Annotated in this window: 15 protein-coding genes; 5 read left to right on the top strand and 10 right to left on the bottom strand. The window is 66.7% G+C overall.

What is annotated here, in order from left to right:
- Position 1: 1 nt before the first annotated feature.
- From ACAM55_RS14765 to ACAM55_RS14720, 10 genes are all read right to left on the bottom strand, one after another.
- Positions 2-871 carry a calcium incorporation protein MxaA gene (locus ACAM55_RS14765; RefSeq protein WP_369652281.1) on the bottom strand — a complete coding sequence of 290 codons (870 nt, stop codon included), beginning with the start codon at positions 869-871 and terminating at the stop codon, positions 2-4.
- A complete protein-coding gene (locus tag ACAM55_RS14760) occupies positions 868-1,743 on the bottom strand; it encodes a DUF58 domain-containing protein (RefSeq protein WP_369652280.1) in 876 nt (291 codons plus the stop codon). The genes ACAM55_RS14765 and ACAM55_RS14760 overlap by 4 nt, the downstream gene beginning before the upstream one ends.
- Positions 1,744-1,758: 15 nt before the next feature.
- The gene (locus tag ACAM55_RS14755; RefSeq protein ID WP_369652279.1) at positions 1,759-2,778 is read right to left on the bottom strand and encodes an AAA family ATPase; all 1,020 of its coding nucleotides are present in this window, start codon (positions 2,776-2,778) and stop codon (positions 1,759-1,761) included.
- Between the two features lie 24 nt (positions 2,779-2,802).
- Positions 2,803-3,243: an SRPBCC family protein gene (locus ACAM55_RS14750; RefSeq protein WP_369652278.1), complete on the bottom strand. Its 441-nt coding sequence runs from the start codon at positions 3,241-3,243 to the stop codon at positions 2,803-2,805.
- 153 nt (positions 3,244-3,396) lie between these two features.
- Positions 3,397-4,380: a cytochrome D1 domain-containing protein gene (locus ACAM55_RS14745; protein WP_369652277.1), complete on the bottom strand. Its 984-nt coding sequence runs from the start codon at positions 4,378-4,380 to the stop codon at positions 3,397-3,399.
- Positions 4,381-4,402: 22 nt separating this feature from the next.
- Positions 4,403-4,771, bottom strand: a complete 369-nt coding sequence (locus ACAM55_RS14740) for a hypothetical protein (RefSeq protein ID WP_369652276.1) — start codon at positions 4,769-4,771, stop codon at positions 4,403-4,405.
- A gap of 35 nt (positions 4,772-4,806) precedes the next feature.
- A complete protein-coding gene (locus ACAM55_RS14735; RefSeq protein WP_369652275.1) occupies positions 4,807-5,502 on the bottom strand; it encodes a hypothetical protein in 696 nt (231 codons plus the stop codon).
- 11 nt (positions 5,503-5,513) lie between these two features.
- Positions 5,514-6,404: a substrate-binding domain-containing protein gene (locus ACAM55_RS14730; RefSeq protein ID WP_369652274.1), complete on the bottom strand. Its 891-nt coding sequence runs from the start codon at positions 6,402-6,404 to the stop codon at positions 5,514-5,516.
- A complete protein-coding gene (locus tag ACAM55_RS14725; RefSeq protein ID WP_093011263.1) occupies positions 6,401-6,808 on the bottom strand; it encodes a cytochrome c in 408 nt (135 codons plus the stop codon). Before ACAM55_RS14725 ends, ACAM55_RS14730 begins: the two co-directional genes overlap by 4 nt.
- A gap of 116 nt (positions 6,809-6,924) precedes the next feature.
- A complete protein-coding gene (locus ACAM55_RS14720; RefSeq protein WP_369652273.1) occupies positions 6,925-8,751 on the bottom strand; it encodes a methanol/ethanol family PQQ-dependent dehydrogenase in 1,827 nt (608 codons plus the stop codon).
- Positions 8,752-9,261: 510 nt separating this feature from the next.
- Between ACAM55_RS14720 and ACAM55_RS14715 the strand changes: the two genes are divergently transcribed.
- Genes ACAM55_RS14715 through ACAM55_RS14695 form a run of 5 tightly spaced genes read left to right on the top strand, consistent with a single transcriptional unit; the run spans position 9,262 to position 14,074 of the window.
- On the top strand, positions 9,262-9,975 hold the full coding sequence (locus ACAM55_RS14715; protein ID WP_369652272.1) for an ABC transporter ATP-binding protein: 714 nt from the start codon (positions 9,262-9,264) through the stop codon (positions 9,973-9,975).
- 40 nt (positions 9,976-10,015) lie between these two features.
- Complete coding sequence (locus tag ACAM55_RS14710; RefSeq protein WP_369652271.1) at positions 10,016-11,026, top strand: PQQ-dependent catabolism-associated beta-propeller protein; 1,011 nt, start codon at positions 10,016-10,018, stop codon at positions 11,024-11,026.
- Entirely contained in the window at positions 11,023-12,210 is a 1,188-nt protein-coding gene (locus ACAM55_RS14705; protein ID WP_369652270.1) for a branched-chain amino acid ABC transporter substrate-binding protein, read from the top strand. Before ACAM55_RS14710 ends, ACAM55_RS14705 begins: the two co-directional genes overlap by 4 nt.
- Positions 12,192-13,082 carry an ABC transporter permease gene (locus tag ACAM55_RS14700; RefSeq protein ID WP_369652269.1) on the top strand — a complete coding sequence of 297 codons (891 nt, stop codon included), beginning with the start codon at positions 12,192-12,194 and terminating at the stop codon, positions 13,080-13,082. The genes ACAM55_RS14705 and ACAM55_RS14700 overlap by 19 nt, the downstream gene beginning before the upstream one ends.
- Positions 13,079-14,074, top strand: a complete 996-nt coding sequence (locus ACAM55_RS14695) for a tripartite tricarboxylate transporter substrate binding protein (RefSeq protein WP_369652268.1) — start codon at positions 13,079-13,081, stop codon at positions 14,072-14,074. Before ACAM55_RS14700 ends, ACAM55_RS14695 begins: the two co-directional genes overlap by 4 nt.
- The last annotated feature ends 7 nt before the right edge of the window (positions 14,075-14,081 follow it).

Genomic DNA, 14,081 nt, shown 5'->3' with positions numbered 1-14,081 from the left:
GTCAATGCCTGTGGCGCTTTTCCGCATTGCGCAGGGCACGGCACAGCGGCTTGAGCGGGTAGGCGGCTTGTGGCTGGGCCGACGCGGCAGCGCTCTCGGCAAAGAAGAAGCGCCGCGTCGACTCGCGATAGAAATCCTCCAGGCGCGGCTGCAGCGGGCGCAGGTAAGGCGCGTCGGCCAGCAGTTGCGGCAGGCTCGCGCCGTGCACCACGCGGCCGGCGCTCCTGTTCAACGCGCGATGCACCACGCGCCAGGCTTCGGGGCTCGCCGGATCGTCGATCCGGTTCAGTTCGCGCCAGGCATTCGCGAATGGAAGCTGCTGCGCTTCGCGCCGGTTGCGCCACGCCCACCAGCCGAGCCACGCCGCGAGCACCGCCAGCAGCGCAAGGAGCGAGAACTTCAGTTGCTGTTCGACGGCAAAGGTGGGAAGCGCCGCGACGGGGCGGTCCGGCCGCAGCGGCTGCAGGTCGCCTTCGGCCAGCAATTCAAGCGGTGTCAGGGGTCCGATGCTGATCGGCCAGGCAGGCAGCGCCAGCGCCGGGCCGGACGCGGTCGCGATGCTGAGCGCCGGCAACGAGATGGCGGTCAGCGCGCGCGGGGCGTTGATGACCTGGTAGTCGATGGCCAGCCAGCGCCGCCCCTGGGCATCGGTCTCGATGCGCGATGGCCTGCGTTCCAGCCAGAGATCGATCCGCGCCGTGCTGGGCAATGCGGCGGGCTGCAGCGGCTGGCCGGCCTGCTCGAGCAGCACGCGCTGCGTGAGCACGTCGCCGATCACATGGCCGAAGGCGCGCGGCTGCTCGACGGTGGCTGCGGTTGCCGCGCCGGCCGCCATGGCCAGCATCAGCACGGTCGCATGGAGCCGGTTCATGCCGTCGTCTCCAGGAAATAGCGCGTGAGCGCCTCGGCGTCGAAGCGGCCATGCAGCTGAAAGGGCGGCATGCCGTGCGCCTCGAACAGGGCGGTGAGCTCGGTGCGCCGCGTCGCGACCGCGTCGCGCCACCGCGTGCGCAGCGATTCGCGCATCCACAGGCTGCGCCGCACGCCGGTTTCGGCATCGCTCAAGGCGACCAGTGCGCGCGCATCCGGCGGCTCGGTTTCGGCCGGGTCCCAGACCACCAGCGGAACGACGCAGGCCGGCGCGAACTGTTCGAGCAATTCTCCAAGTGCGGCAATCGGCCAGTGAAAGTCGGAAGCCAGAAACACCAGTCCGCCGCGGCCGACCAGGCGTTCGGTGGCGCGGCGCAAACCTGCCAGCGCGCTGTCGTCCGTGAGGGGAGCACCGGGTGTGGCGCGGCAGTCGCGCAGCATGCGCGCCATCAGGCTGCCGTTGCCGCGGCTGTGCCGCGCGGGCACGAAGAGGTCTTCGCGCTCGCGCTGGTCGAAGGCCAGCAGGCCGACGGTATCGCCGGCGCGAAACGCGCTGTAGCCCAGCGCTTCGACCAGGTCGGCCACCACGTCGAGCTTGCGCCGCTCGGCGCCGAAATGCATCGAGGCCGACACGTCCACCACCACGTGCACGGGAATGGCCACGCGCAGCCGGTGAATGCGCACCAGCCAGTCGCCACGGCCATCACGCACGCTGGCACGCAGGTCGATGCGCCGCGGATCGGGATGGTCGAACAAGCGCCGGTGCGCGGCAAATTCCTGTCCGCTGCCCTGGCTCAACCCGCGCTGCGCGCCGGGCCGCCAGCCGCCGAAGCGGCGCGGCAGCCGGTAGTGGAATTCGTCGACGCGGTCCATGGGGTGGAGGCGCAGTCAGGGCGCAGCGATCTTGTCCATGATCTGGGCAATCAGTGCTTCGGACAGCTCGGCCCGGCGCAACTCGTACACCGGCGTGAAGAACACGCGGTGTCCGAGCACCGAGGGCAGCACCGCTGCAAGATCAGCCGGCTCCAGGTGCGAGCGCCCCTCGAGCCAGGCGACCGTGCGCGCCGCGCGCAGCAGTGCGCTCATGCCGCGCGGGCTGGCGCCGGCGAGGATCAGGCGGTCCATGTCCACGTTGTCGAGCCGGATGCCGAACTTCTGCGGCGCCTCGGTGGCCTCCCACACGTCGAGCACATAGCGCTCGATGGTCTCGCTGGCGCGCACGCAGCGCTGCACCTGTGCGGCGATGGCATTGAGCCGGTCCCAGGGCAGGATGGCGGGAGCCACCTTGTCGATCAGGCCTTCGGTGTCGTGGTACGCCGTGTCGAACACCAGCGACTGGCGAATGCCCCGGTCGCTGGGCTTGGGCATGTTCAGCTCGAACATGAAGCGGTCGCGCGCTGCGGAAGCCAGCTCGAAGGTTTCCTCGCGCTCGACCTTGTTGCGGTCGGCGAACACCGTCATGTGCGGAAAGCTGTACTCGCGGTCGAAGGCCGAGACCGTGCGCTCGGCCATGGCGCGCAGCAACAGCGACTGCACCTGCGGCCGGGCCCGGTTGATCTCGTTGAAGAAGAAGGTGACCAGGCGCTCGCCGTGGCGCAGCAGCGGTCCCGGGTCGATGCGCGGCCGGCCTTGCGCGTCGACGTAGGTGTGATAGACCAGATCGCCGGGCATCAGGTCGACCGTGCCCTCCACGCGCTCGAAGTCGCCGCCGATGGCGCGCGAGAAGGCGCGCAGCACCGTGGTCTTGCCGACCCCCACGTCGCCTTCGAGCAATACGTGGCCGCGCGCGAACAGCGCCACGTTGATGAGGCGGATCGTCCCGGTCTGCCCGATGACCGCCTTCGCGACTTCGCTCTCGACGCGCAGCGCGAGGCGGCGCCAGTCTTCGAGTTGTTCTTCGTTGCCCATGGTGTGTGGTGTCCGGTGCCTGGGCTACTTCGACTCCATCATCTTCTTGAGGTTGGCGAGCCCGCCGCGGTAGACGCCCGTGACGGCCTTGATGGCGGCTTCGTCGTTCTTGTCGGGCGGCGGATCGTTGTTGGGATAGCCGCGGTAGAAGGCGCCGCGCCATTCGACGACGGACTTGCCGCCATCGGCCACCACGGTGAGAGTGGAGGTGTAGTTGGTGACCGGCAGCGCGCCGCCGTCTTTCGCGCGGTAGCTGTATTTCTTTTGAGCCTCGTCGTAGCTTTCGAGCGTTTCGACCAGCGTGCCGCCATCCTTGAGCTTGAGGGTGCGCACCGACCCTTCGGCATTGCCCTTGTCGGCGGGGCTGTCGGCCACCGCGGGATGCCAGTCTTTCAGCGCATTGAAGTTCTTTATCTTCGCCCACACGACATCGGCCGGCGCCTCGATGCTGACTTTCTCGCTCACCTTCTGGCGCGTGGGCCCGTGGGCCAAGCTTGGGGCCGATGCGGCAATGAGAACGGATGCGAGGAGGACAGAGAGGGCCCGTCGGCTGGAAGGATGTGTCGGCATGGAAACGTCCGTGATGAAGAATGAGAAAGGCGGTCGAGAAGAAAAAATTCAGTGCTCCATCGGCGCGCCGATGAAGGCGCCGAACCCGCGGCTGTTCTGTCCCGTGGCAATGGTCTTGAGCTTCTGTCCGCTCGCGGCATCGAGCACCTGCACGTTGTCGTCCATCCAGTTCACGACGTACACGCGGTCGGCGTGGGCGGCAACGCCTTCGGGGTACGCGAACCCGGGCAGGGTGCGCAGCACCTTCAGCGAAGCGGCGTCGATCACGCTGACCGTGTCTTCGTGCTGGTTGGTCACGTAGAGCAGCGTGCCGCCCTGCGCCAGCGCCGCGCCGTAAGGCGCCTTGCCCACCTTCACGGTGGCAATGACCGCTGGGCGTTGAATGTCGCGCATGTCGACCACGGAGACGTCGTTGCTCTGCACGTTGAGCGCATAGAGCCGGGTGCGCGGTGCGTCGTAGAGCAGCGCGAACGGATGGCTGCCGACGCGCACGCGTGCCAGCACGCGCCGCGCATGGGCGTCGACCACGGCCACGCTGTCGTCGTCGCGCTCGGCCACGAACACGGTGGCGCCGTCAGGATGAGCGGCCACGCCGGCGGGTGCGCGGCCGACCGCGATCGACGCCAGGGGTTTTGCGGCATTGGCAGCCTGCGCATCGAACGCCAGCAGCCGGCTGCTGTACCAGTCGGCCACGTACAGGCGCTTTCCGTCGCCCGAGATGTCGATGCCGACCGGGCCGTCCCCGGCTGGCAGCGTGTTCACGACCTTCTGCAGGCGCATGTCGATGACAGAGATCGTCTTGCTGTCGGGGTTGGACACGAAGACCCGGCCGGCGCGGCTGGACGCCACCACGCCCGCCGGCGACCGGCCCACCGGCACAGTGGCCACCACTTGCTGCGATGCAAGGTCGATCACCGATACGTCGTGGCTGCCCTGGTTCGTGATGTAGGCGAAGGGTGCAGCCCCGGCCGACGTGCAGAAGAGCAAGACCGCGGCAATCCCGGTGCGCACAGGTGTTGCGGTGCCCGTCATGGCGATGCGCCCAGGCCGCGGCTCAACGCGCGGTGGGAGGGCCGATGAAGCAGCCCTTGTTCACCTTGGCCTGCAGCGCCTTATAGCGCTTGATGTCGGCCTGCAGTTTTTCCGAGTCGCGAATATAGCCGCCGCGTTCGCCGCCGATGGTGGTGGCCTTGGCCGCGGTGCTCAGGTCCACGTATTCCGAATACTTGATTTCCTTGGCCAGCGCGTCGAGCGCGCAAGAGCACTTGTTCGTCATTTCGAAGTTACCGGCGTCCGGATGCGCTGCGATGCATTCCTGCACGTACAGCACGCGGTCCACGGTAGGAAAGTCGTTCGCGCGCGGGGCGCCATGCACGGCCATCGGCAGGCCGAGAAGGCAAAGAAGGCGGAAGATATTTTTCATGGCGTTCGCTGGAATTTCGAGAGAGAAATGCGGCACTATCGCGCCGGCGCCTTGGCCCCATCGATGAGGAGTTCCTCGACCAGGAGGGGCTGGGCTGCAGCGCTCTCGCCCGGTATGGAGGTGCGAATGCCGTAGACGCCGCCCGGAACCGCGTCGGAAAGCGTGAAGCGATAGGTCTTGCTCGCGAACTTTTCGTACTTCGGCCGGTTCGGGTCGTCCAGGAAGGGGCTGAACGCGATCTCCTTGCCCTTGACCGTGCGGCCCTGGTAGCGCAGCGACACGTCGCGCACCTCGGCGTCCTGGTAGATCGCCATGCGGATGCGCTTGCGAAAGTGATATTCGGAGCCGCGCGTGAGACGTTTCATTTCGCGCACGTCATGCTCCAGAAAATAAAGGATGACGGGGTTGCCCTCGGCAGCCGGCACGTCGGGCACCGCGAGCTTGCGCGTGCCGCTCAGGAAGACGCCCTTGGCATCGCAGCAGCTGCCGTCGGGCTTGGCGATCAGCGCCACGGTGACGTTGTCGGCGAAGGCTTCTTCAAAGCTGCCGGTCTTGCCGAAGGTATAGCGCAGCAGCATGGGCGCCTGCAGGCCCTGCAGCTGCGGCGTCATGAACAGGAGGCGCTCCGCGGCCGAGAAGTCGCGCTTGTCGGCCTCGGCATGCGGGGCCAGGGGAGCACAGAGCAGGGCGCAGAGCGAGAAGCGAAGCGGAAGGGCGATGGCGAGGCGCATGAAAGACCTGGTCAGTTGTTGGGTGCTCCGAACGATGCGTCGACCAGCGGAACGCCGTACTCCTTCAGGATGGCCTGGATCTCGGGCGCCTTGGATTCGATCAGCCCCTCGATCTGCTGTTTCCATTCGCGTTCGCCGTAGCGCACGCCCATGGCCATCTGGTAGTCGAGCCGCAAGCCTTTTTCGGACTTGAGCGGCACCACCACGAGCGCGGGGTTCTTGACGCGCCGGGCAAAGAAGCCGGCGATCGGGCCCCAGACCACGACCATATCGAGCTTGCCTTCGGCCAGGTCCTTTTCCACGATCTCACCCGGGTACTGCGCGGGGTCGGCGCTCATGAGCTTGTAGGGCACGCCCTGTTCGAGCAGGCCGTGCTTGTTGAGCCATTGCGAAGCCGGCGATCGGTCGTAGATGCCGATGCGCAGCGACTTGAGCTTGGCCGGATCGAGCTTCAGGAAATCTTCCGCCGAAGCCACGTTGTCCATGCCCTTGCCCTTGGGGAAGACCAGCGCATAGGTCGAGCGGTAGTAGGGCTTGGTGACCGAGACTTCGTCGAGCCCGACGGGCACGCCCATCACGATGTCGCACGGATAGTCCTGCCCCGGAAGCTTGTAGCGCAGCGTGTTGCGGAAGAATGCCAGCCGCTGCGGAAACGAGTAATAGACGACCGGCAGCCCCAGGGTCTTGCCGAACAGCTCGGCGATGCGGTTCTCGATGCCTTCCCCCTTGGTGTTGGAGAAGGGCATGTTGTTGGGGTCCTGGCAGACGCGAAACTCCTTGCGCGGAGGCGTCTCCTGGGCCATGGCGGGAAGCAGCGCGCAGCAGCATGCCGCGCCCAGGAGGCCCGCCCGCAGGCGAGCGCCAAAGGACACGGGCCAGCCAGCACGCGGCCGGGCGGTCATTTGTTTTCTTCCACGCGGGCGCGCGTGATCGCGCCGTCGGACCGGCCCTTCAGGTAGGCATAGAGCTGGTTGATGTTTTCCATCACCGCGGGATTGTTGCCGAAGCTCTGCATGCCCTTGTCGAGCCGTCCGTCGCGAACGGTCTTGATGAAGTCTTCCTTCTTCATCGTCTTCAGGCTGTTGATCAGCGAGGGGCCGACCATGCCTTCCTGGTTCGGGCCGTGGCAGCGGTCGCAGGCCGCGGAGCGCCAGGTGCGGAAACCCTTCATGGTTTCAGGATCCACCTTGTAGCCATCGGTGACTTTGTAGGGCGCCGGGTCGGGCGCGGCGGCGACGGCCAGTGTGCAGGCGACGCCGGCAAGCAGTACGAGGGAAGGCAGCAACGTTGACTTACGAAATTTCATGGCTCCTGGGTCTCCGATATCTTTGAAAGCACGGGGGAGAGCCCTCGAGCGAGTGCTCTCCCGGTCCGCATGTTGCGTCTATCTATTCAATGCAATGACGCCTCGGTCATAACGCCTCACTTGGGCAATGCGAAGACAGTCAGCGAGCCGCCGAGTTCGGTGTACTGGCTCAGCTCCTTGTAGCCGCCGACGGCGCCGAGGCCTTCGGTGCTCTTCTCGGGGTCGATGCCCGCGGCCATGCCGATGCCGGCCCAGCCGCCAATGCCCGAGAACACCCCGATGTACTGCTTGCCCTTGTGTTCATAGGTGAACACGTTGCCGATGATCCCCGAAGGGGTCTTGAACTTGAACAGCTCCTTGTTGATGTCCTTGGCATCGACGCACTTCAGGTAGCCTTCCAGCGTGCCGTAGCAGGAGATCCCGCCGGCGGTGTTCAGCGAACCGCTCCACACCGAGAACTTCTCGGCCTTGGTCTGCACGATCTTGCCGGTGCCCGCGTCCCATGCAATGAAGTTGCCCATGCCGCCATGGCTGCCCGGCGTCGGGTACATCGAGAGCGTGGCGCCCACATACGGCTGGCCTGCCGTGTATTCGACCTTGAACGGCTCATAGTCCATGCAGACGTGGTTCGTCGGCACGTAGAAGAGCTTGGTGTTGGGGTCGTAGGAGGCGGGTTGCTGGTCCTTGCTGCCCAGCGCCGCGGGGCACACGCCCTTGGTGTTGACGTCGGCGCCGTTCTGTGCGGTCGAGTACTTGGCAACCACCTGCGGCCGACCGGTCTTCATGTCGACGTGCGTGGCCCAGTTCACCTTGGGGTCGTACTTCTCGGCCACCAGCAGCGCGCCGGTCACGCGGTCCAGCGTGTAGGCGAAGCCGTTGCGGTCGAAGTGCACCAGCGCCTTGGTCGGCTTGCCCTTGACGTTGATGTCCGCCAGGATCATTTCGTTGATGCCGTCGAAGTCCCACTCGTCATAGGGCGTCATCTGGTAGACCCAGTTGACCTTGCCGGTATCGACGTCGCGCGACCAGATGCTCATCGACCACTTGTTGTCGCCGGGCCGCTGCGCCGGGTTCCAGGTCGACGGGTTTCCGGTGCCGTAGTACACGGCATTGGTTGCCTTGTCGTAGCTGTACCAGCCCCAGGTGGTGCCGCCGCCGATCTTCCACTGGTCGCCCTTCCAGGTCTTCAGCGAAGAGTCCTTGCCGACCGGCGCCATCTTGCCGTCGGTCCAGGTCATGGTCTTGGCCGGGTCCATCAGCATCTCTTCGTCGGGACCCGTGCTGAAGCCCTTCCAGGCCAGCTTGCCGTCCTTGATGTTATAGGCAGCCAGGTAGCCGCGCACGCCGAACTCGCCGCCGCTGATGCCGGTGATGACCTTGTCCTTGAAGACGTGGGGGGCGTTGGTGTTGGTGGCCCCGACCTTCGGATCGCCGTTCTTCACCGTCCACACCACCTTGCCGGTCTTGCCGTCGAGCGCGACGAGCGTGGTGTCGGCCTGTTGCAGGAAGACCTTTCCTTCCGCATAGGCAAGGCCCCGGTTCACCGTGTCGCAGCACATGACCGCGATCACTGACTGATCCTGCTTGGGTTCGTACTTCCACAGGATCTTCTGGGTCTCGACATCGATCGCGAACACCTTGTTCGGGAACGGCGAGTGCAGGTACATCGTGCCGTCGACCACCAGGGGCGAGCCCTCGTGACCGCGCAGCACGCCGGTGGAGAATGTCCACGCGACCTGCATCTTGCCCACGTTGCTCTTGGTGATCTGGTTCAACTTGCTGTATCGCTGGTTGAACATATCGCCCGCTTGCGTGGCCCAGTTCTTGGAGTTGGCGATGTTTTTCTCCACGTCGGCATTGGCAAGCGCCAAAGCCGGAAGAGCCAACATCGCGACGCCGATATGCCGTACAAGACGGCCGGCGATCTGCCTGGAAAACTTCATAAATGTCTCCTCACATTTCAGTGGGTTTCGAACACGATCATGGCAGCACCCGCGGATCTTTCGATCGCTTTGGCGAATGCTGCGGTCCGCAACATCCATGCCTGCCATTTCCAGCCGAGATCGCTTTGGAGACCGATGTGCGTTCGATGCGAAGGCCCGCGGCCTCACTCGGACGAGGTGTGTACCAGGCAGGGGTCGCGGAGTTCGCAGCGGTGTCCCGCAATGGGACTCGAACTTAGGGAAATCCCGAGCGTTCGACGCACGGTCCCGCGCCGGACGCCTTGCATTGCCGCAGCCTTGCAACGTGTGCGCATCCAAATTTGACGCAAAGTGTCTCGCGCGAAGTACGGCTGTACGGCGCAGAGAGGCGCAAAGGCAGCTGCGCGGCCGGTGGGAGGCGACTTGGCACAGTGAAAACCCTCGTCGCGCCGAGGCACAGAATTTGCGGATTGAATGCGAACGGCAAATACCATCGGAGCCCGAACTGCTCGACACATCCCACCGGCCTACATGCTGCGAACCATCGACTTAACCAAGCGCTATGGCACGCGCACGGCGCTGCAATCGTTGTCGCTGCGTTTGCCCGCAGGCCAGTTCGTGGCGCTGCTCGGACCCAACGGCGCGGGCAAGTCCACGCTGTTCCAGGTGCTGACCGGGATGTTCGCGGCCGACGAGGGCGAGGTCGAAGTGGCCGGCCATTCGCTGCGCCGCTCCGCGACCGCTGCGCTGCGGCACATCGGCGTCGTGTTCCAGCAGATGTCGCTCGATCTGGACCTCAGCATCCGGCGCAACCTGCTGTTCCAGGCCGACCTGCACGGCCTGCCGCGGCGGGTGGCCGAAGAGCGCATCGCGTCGGCGTGCGAGCGCCTGAACATCGATGCCGATCTGGACCGCAAGGTGCGCGAACTGTCGGGCGGCAACCGGCGCAAGGTCGAACTCGCGCGTGCGGGCCTGCACCGGCCGGCCGTGCTGCTGATGGACGAAGCCACGGTCGGGCTCGACCCGAAGTCGCGCCAGGATCTGCTGGCCGCATTGCATGCCGACGTGCGCGAGCGCGGCGTATGCGTGCTGTGGGCAACGCACCGGGTCGAAGAGGCCGAGGAGGCCGACCGCGTGCTCGTGCTGCACAAGGGATCCCTGCTGGCGGACGGCACGCCGGCGGAAGTGGGCCGGCTGCTCGGTGGCGCCACGCTCGAGGCAGGCTTCATCGCGCGCACCGCTTGAAACAAAAAAGAAATCCGAGCCAGAAAAATGGAGACATCGCATGCCGCAACCTTCCTTCCTTTCGCTTCCCGGCGCGCTCGTTCGCGGGGCTTGCAGCCGTAGCGCGCTCGCGCTCGTGCTGGCCGCGGCGAGCGGTGCTGCGCTGTCGCAGGGCACCGCCTATGTGTCGAGCGAAAAGGACAACGCGCTCACGATGATCGACGTGGGTACCCTTGCCGTGAAAGGCACGATCCCGACCTGCAAGCGCGCGCGCCACATCCAGCTCACGCCCGAGCGCCAGATCATGGTGGCCTGCACCGACTCCAACCAGGCCGACCTGATCGACCCCGCGAGCGGCAAGTCGGTGCGGCGCATTCCGCTCGGCGACGAACCCGAGGCCTTCGACCTGTCGCCGGACGGCAAGGTGATCTACGTTTCCAACGAAGACGCGGGCGAGGCCAGCTTCATCGATGCGGCCAGCGGCAAGAAGCTGCGCTCGGTCAAGGTGGGCGCGGAGCCGGAGGGCGTCAAGGTGAGCGCGGACGGCAAGACCCTGTACGTGACCTCGGAGGTGGCGAGCCTCGTGCACGTGATCGACACCGCCAGCGGCAAGGTGGTGAAGAATATCCGGGTCGGCAAACGCCCGCGGCGCATGGCCATCACGCCCGACGGCAAGGAGCTGTGGGTCACCAACGAGCTGGGAGCCAGTGTCAGCATCGTCTCCACCGCCACGCACGAGGTGACCGGCACGCTGAAGTTCGAAGTCAAGGGCGCGCGCGCCGAAGACATCACGCCGGTGGGCATCCAGATGACGAGCGACGGCAAGCGCGCCTTCGTGGGCCTCGGCCGCGCCAACCACGTGGCCTTCGTGGACGTGCCGGGCCGCAAGGTGAGTTCGCTGGTGCTGGTCGGCAAGCGGGCCTGGAACGTCACGCTCGACAAGGCGCAGGCGCGGCTCTATGTGGTCAACGGACTGAGCGACGACGTGACCGTGGTCGATGTGGCCGGCGCGAAGGCCATCAAGAGCGTTCCGGTGGGACGCGTGCCCTATGGGCTCGTGATCGTCGAATGAGGCTGCGCGCAACGGTTTGCCGGCTTTTGACCCCGTGGCTGGCCGCGGCGCTCGTCGCGCCCTTTGCGGTGGGCCCGGTTGGCGCGGCGGTACTCAAGGCGACGCTGATCACGCCCGCCGACGATCCGCGCATGGAGCGCACGCGCACCGAGCGGGCCTACCTCGGACATCCCGGCGGTCCGCTGGCCGAAGGGGTCGAGGTGGCGCTCGACGAGGCCAAGTTCGAGCTCGACGCGGCCGGTGCCGAGGTGGCGCTGGCCAGCGCGGCGGCCGCTTCGCTCGATGCGGCGCGCGCCGCGGCCGTGGCGGCCGAGAAAGCCGGCGCGGCGGTGCTGCTGACCGACCTGCCGGCGGACTGGACGCTGGCCGTGGCCGATGCCGTGAAGCTGCCGGTGCTGAATCTCAGCGAGGCATCCGACCGCCTGCGCCAACAGGACTGCCGGGCCCGCCTGTTCCATTTGATTCCAAGCGAACGCATGCGCAGCGATGCGCTGGCGCAGACGCTGGTGTCACGCAAATGGAGCAAGCTGCTCCTGCTGGTGGGCGGCAGTCCGCAAGACGCCATGCGCGCGGCCACCGTGCAGGCTTCGATCAAGCGCTACGGGTTGCAGGTGGTGGCCAGCAAGCCTTTCAAGCTCTCGGCCGATCCGCGCGAGCGCGACCTTGCCAACACGCTGCTGCTCACGGCCGGCAACAGCTATGACGCGGTGTGGGTGGTCGACAGCGACGGCGAATTTGCCCGCACGCTGCCGTACCGCACCGTGCTGCCGCGGCCGGTGGTGGGCGACGGCGGGCTGGTGGCGCTGGCCTGGCATGCGCAGTTCGAACGCTACGGCGCGCCGCAGGTGTCGCGCCGTTTTGCCAAGGCGGCCAAGCGCCCGATGACGGCGCAGGACTGGGCCGCGTGGATGGCCGGCAAGACCCTGGCGGCAGCCGCCATTGGCGCGCCCAAAGGCCCGAACGCAGCGTGGGCCCAGGCCATCGCCAAGGGCACCCTCGACGGCTCCAAGGGCACCAACCTGAGCTTTCGCGCCTGGGACGGCCAGTTGCGCCAGCCCATGCTGTTGAGCGACGGGCAGGGCGTGATCTCGCAGGCCCCGGCCGAGGGCATGCTGCATCCGCGCGACGTGCTCGACACGCTGGGCGCCGACGCACCGGAGAAGCTATGTCCGACCGCACGCTGAAGACAGCAAAGACCCCCGCGGGAGAAAACGCCGAGCCGCTGGCGAGACGGGGTGTGCCTCACGCGCTGCAGGCGATGCGTGCCATCATGCTGCGCGAGCTCTACAAGTTCTCGCAGCAGACCGGGCGGCTGGTGTCGGCGCTGGTTCGGCCGCTGTTGTGGCTGGCCGTGTTCGCGGCGGGCTTTCGCAACGTGTTCGGCGTGGCGATCGTCGAGCCCTACGACACCTACATTCCGTACGACGTCTACATCGTGCCGGGGCTGGTCGGCATGGTGCTGCTGTTCAACGGCATGCAGTCGTCGCTCGCCATGGTGTACGACCGCGAGATGGGGCTGATGCGCCTCCTGCTCACCGCGCCGCTGCCGCGGCCGTGGCTGCTGTTCTCTAAGCTTTGCGCCACCGCGCTGCTGTCGGTGCTGCAGGCGCTGGCCTTCGTGGTCGTGGCGGCGCTCATCGGCACCGAACTGCCACTGCTGTCGCTCTCCGGCCTGCATGCGCTGGTGGCGCTGGCCGCCGGCGCGCTCATGCTGGGCGCGCTCGGCCTGCTGCTGTCGGTGCACATCAAGCAGCTGGAGAACTTCGCGGGCACGATGAACTTCGTCATCTTTCCGATGTACTTCCTCTCGACCGCGCTGTATCCGTTGTGGAAGCTGCAGGAGTCCGGGGCCGAGTGGGTGTACCAGCTGGCGCGCTTCAACCCCTTCACTTATGCCGTGGAGTGGGTCCGCTTCGCGCTCTACGGCAAGGACCCGGGCCTCGCCCCGTATGTGGTGCTCGGCTGCCTGGTCGTTTTCTTCGGCCTCGCGTGCTGGGGCTACGACCCGCAGCGCGGCTTCGGCGGCCTGACCAAGCGTGGCGGAGGCGGGCCATGAACGGGCAGGGCGCTGCCACCCGTCGCCGCTGGCTGCGCAATGCGGGCGCGCTGGCGCTGGGCGCATTGCCGCTGGCGCGCGCCGTGGCGTCGACCGAGCCCTTTCCTTCCCGTCCGGTCACGCTCTGGGTGCCCTGGCCCGCGGGCGGCGCCACCGACATCTCTCTGCGGATCCTGGCCGAACTGGCCTCGGTCGCGCTGGGGCAGCCGGTGCTCACCGAGAACCGCGGCGGTGCCGGCGGCACGCTGGCCATGCCGGTGCTGCAGCAGGCGCGGCCCGACGGCTACACCATCGCCCAGATGCCGCAGACGGTGTTCCGCGCGCCGCACACGCAAAGGGTGCTGTGGGATCCGATCCGCGACGTGACGCCGATCATCCAGGTCTCCAGCGTGACCTTCGGCGTGCTGGTGGCGGCGGGCAGCGGCTTTCGTTCGCTGGAAGACATGTTCGCGTTCGCGCGTGCACGGCCCGGCGAGCTGACCATTGCCACCAACGGCATCGGTACCACGCCGCACATGGTGCTGGAGGCACTGTTCACGGCGCGCGGCCTGCGCTACATCCACGTGCCGTACAAGGGAACCGCCGAGCAGCTGAATGCGATCGCGGGCGGCCAGGTGATGGCCGGTGTCAATTCCACCGGCTTCGGACCCGCGGTCGACTCGGGCACGCTGCGGCTTTTGGCGATCTTTTCGGGCGAGCGTTCGAAGCGCTGGCCGCAGGTACCCGTGCTGCGCGAGCTAGGTTTCGACATCGTGGCCAAGTCGCCGTATGGACTGGCCGGGCCGCGAGGCATGTCGCGCGCGGTGGTGGCGGCGCTGCACGACGCATTCAAGAAAGCCATGTTCGATCAGCGCTTCAAGGACGAGCTGGCCAAGTACGACCAGGAGGTCGATTACCTCGGGCCGGAGGCGTACGCGCAATCGTGCCGCGAGATCTTCGCGCAGGAGCGCGCCATCGTGGAGAGGCTGGGCCTTGCGCGCACCGGCACCTGAGGAGGGG

It is taken from the genome of Variovorax sp. V213 (assembly GCF_041154455.1).
Classification (GTDB): domain Bacteria; phylum Pseudomonadota; class Gammaproteobacteria; order Burkholderiales; family Burkholderiaceae_C; genus Variovorax.
The sequence above is the reverse complement of the archived record's forward strand: the minus strand, read 5'-3'. Positions and strand labels throughout refer to the sequence as shown.

Coding starts and splice junctions, on each gene's coding strand:
- ACAM55_RS14765 (WP_369652281.1), bottom strand. CDS start 871: ATGAACCGGCTCCATGCGACCGTGCTGATGCTGGCCATGGCGGCCGGC.
- ACAM55_RS14760 (WP_369652280.1), bottom strand. CDS start 1,743: ATGGACCGCGTCGACGAATTCCACTACCGGCTGCCGCGCCGCTTCGGC.
- ACAM55_RS14755 (WP_369652279.1), bottom strand. CDS start 2,778: ATGGGCAACGAAGAACAACTCGAAGACTGGCGCCGCCTCGCGCTGCGC.
- ACAM55_RS14745 (WP_369652277.1), bottom strand. CDS start 4,380: ATGACGGGCACCGCAACACCTGTGCGCACCGGGATTGCCGCGGTCTTG.
- ACAM55_RS14740 (WP_369652276.1), bottom strand. CDS start 4,771: ATGAAAAATATCTTCCGCCTTCTTTGCCTTCTCGGCCTGCCGATGGCC.
- ACAM55_RS14735 (WP_369652275.1), bottom strand. CDS start 5,502: ATGCGCCTCGCCATCGCCCTTCCGCTTCGCTTCTCGCTCTGCGCCCTG.
- ACAM55_RS14730 (WP_369652274.1), bottom strand. CDS start 6,404: ATGACCGCCCGGCCGCGTGCTGGCTGGCCCGTGTCCTTTGGCGCTCGC.
- ACAM55_RS14725 (WP_093011263.1), bottom strand. CDS start 6,808: ATGAAATTTCGTAAGTCAACGTTGCTGCCTTCCCTCGTACTGCTTGCC.
- ACAM55_RS14720 (WP_369652273.1), bottom strand. CDS start 8,751: ATGAAGTTTTCCAGGCAGATCGCCGGCCGTCTTGTACGGCATATCGGC.
- ACAM55_RS14715 (WP_369652272.1), top strand. CDS start 9,262: ATGCTGCGAACCATCGACTTAACCAAGCGCTATGGCACGCGCACGGCG.
- ACAM55_RS14710 (WP_369652271.1), top strand. CDS start 10,016: ATGCCGCAACCTTCCTTCCTTTCGCTTCCCGGCGCGCTCGTTCGCGGG.
- ACAM55_RS14705 (WP_369652270.1), top strand. CDS start 11,023: ATGAGGCTGCGCGCAACGGTTTGCCGGCTTTTGACCCCGTGGCTGGCC.
- ACAM55_RS14700 (WP_369652269.1), top strand. CDS start 12,192: ATGTCCGACCGCACGCTGAAGACAGCAAAGACCCCCGCGGGAGAAAAC.
- ACAM55_RS14695 (WP_369652268.1), top strand. CDS start 13,079: ATGAACGGGCAGGGCGCTGCCACCCGTCGCCGCTGGCTGCGCAATGCG.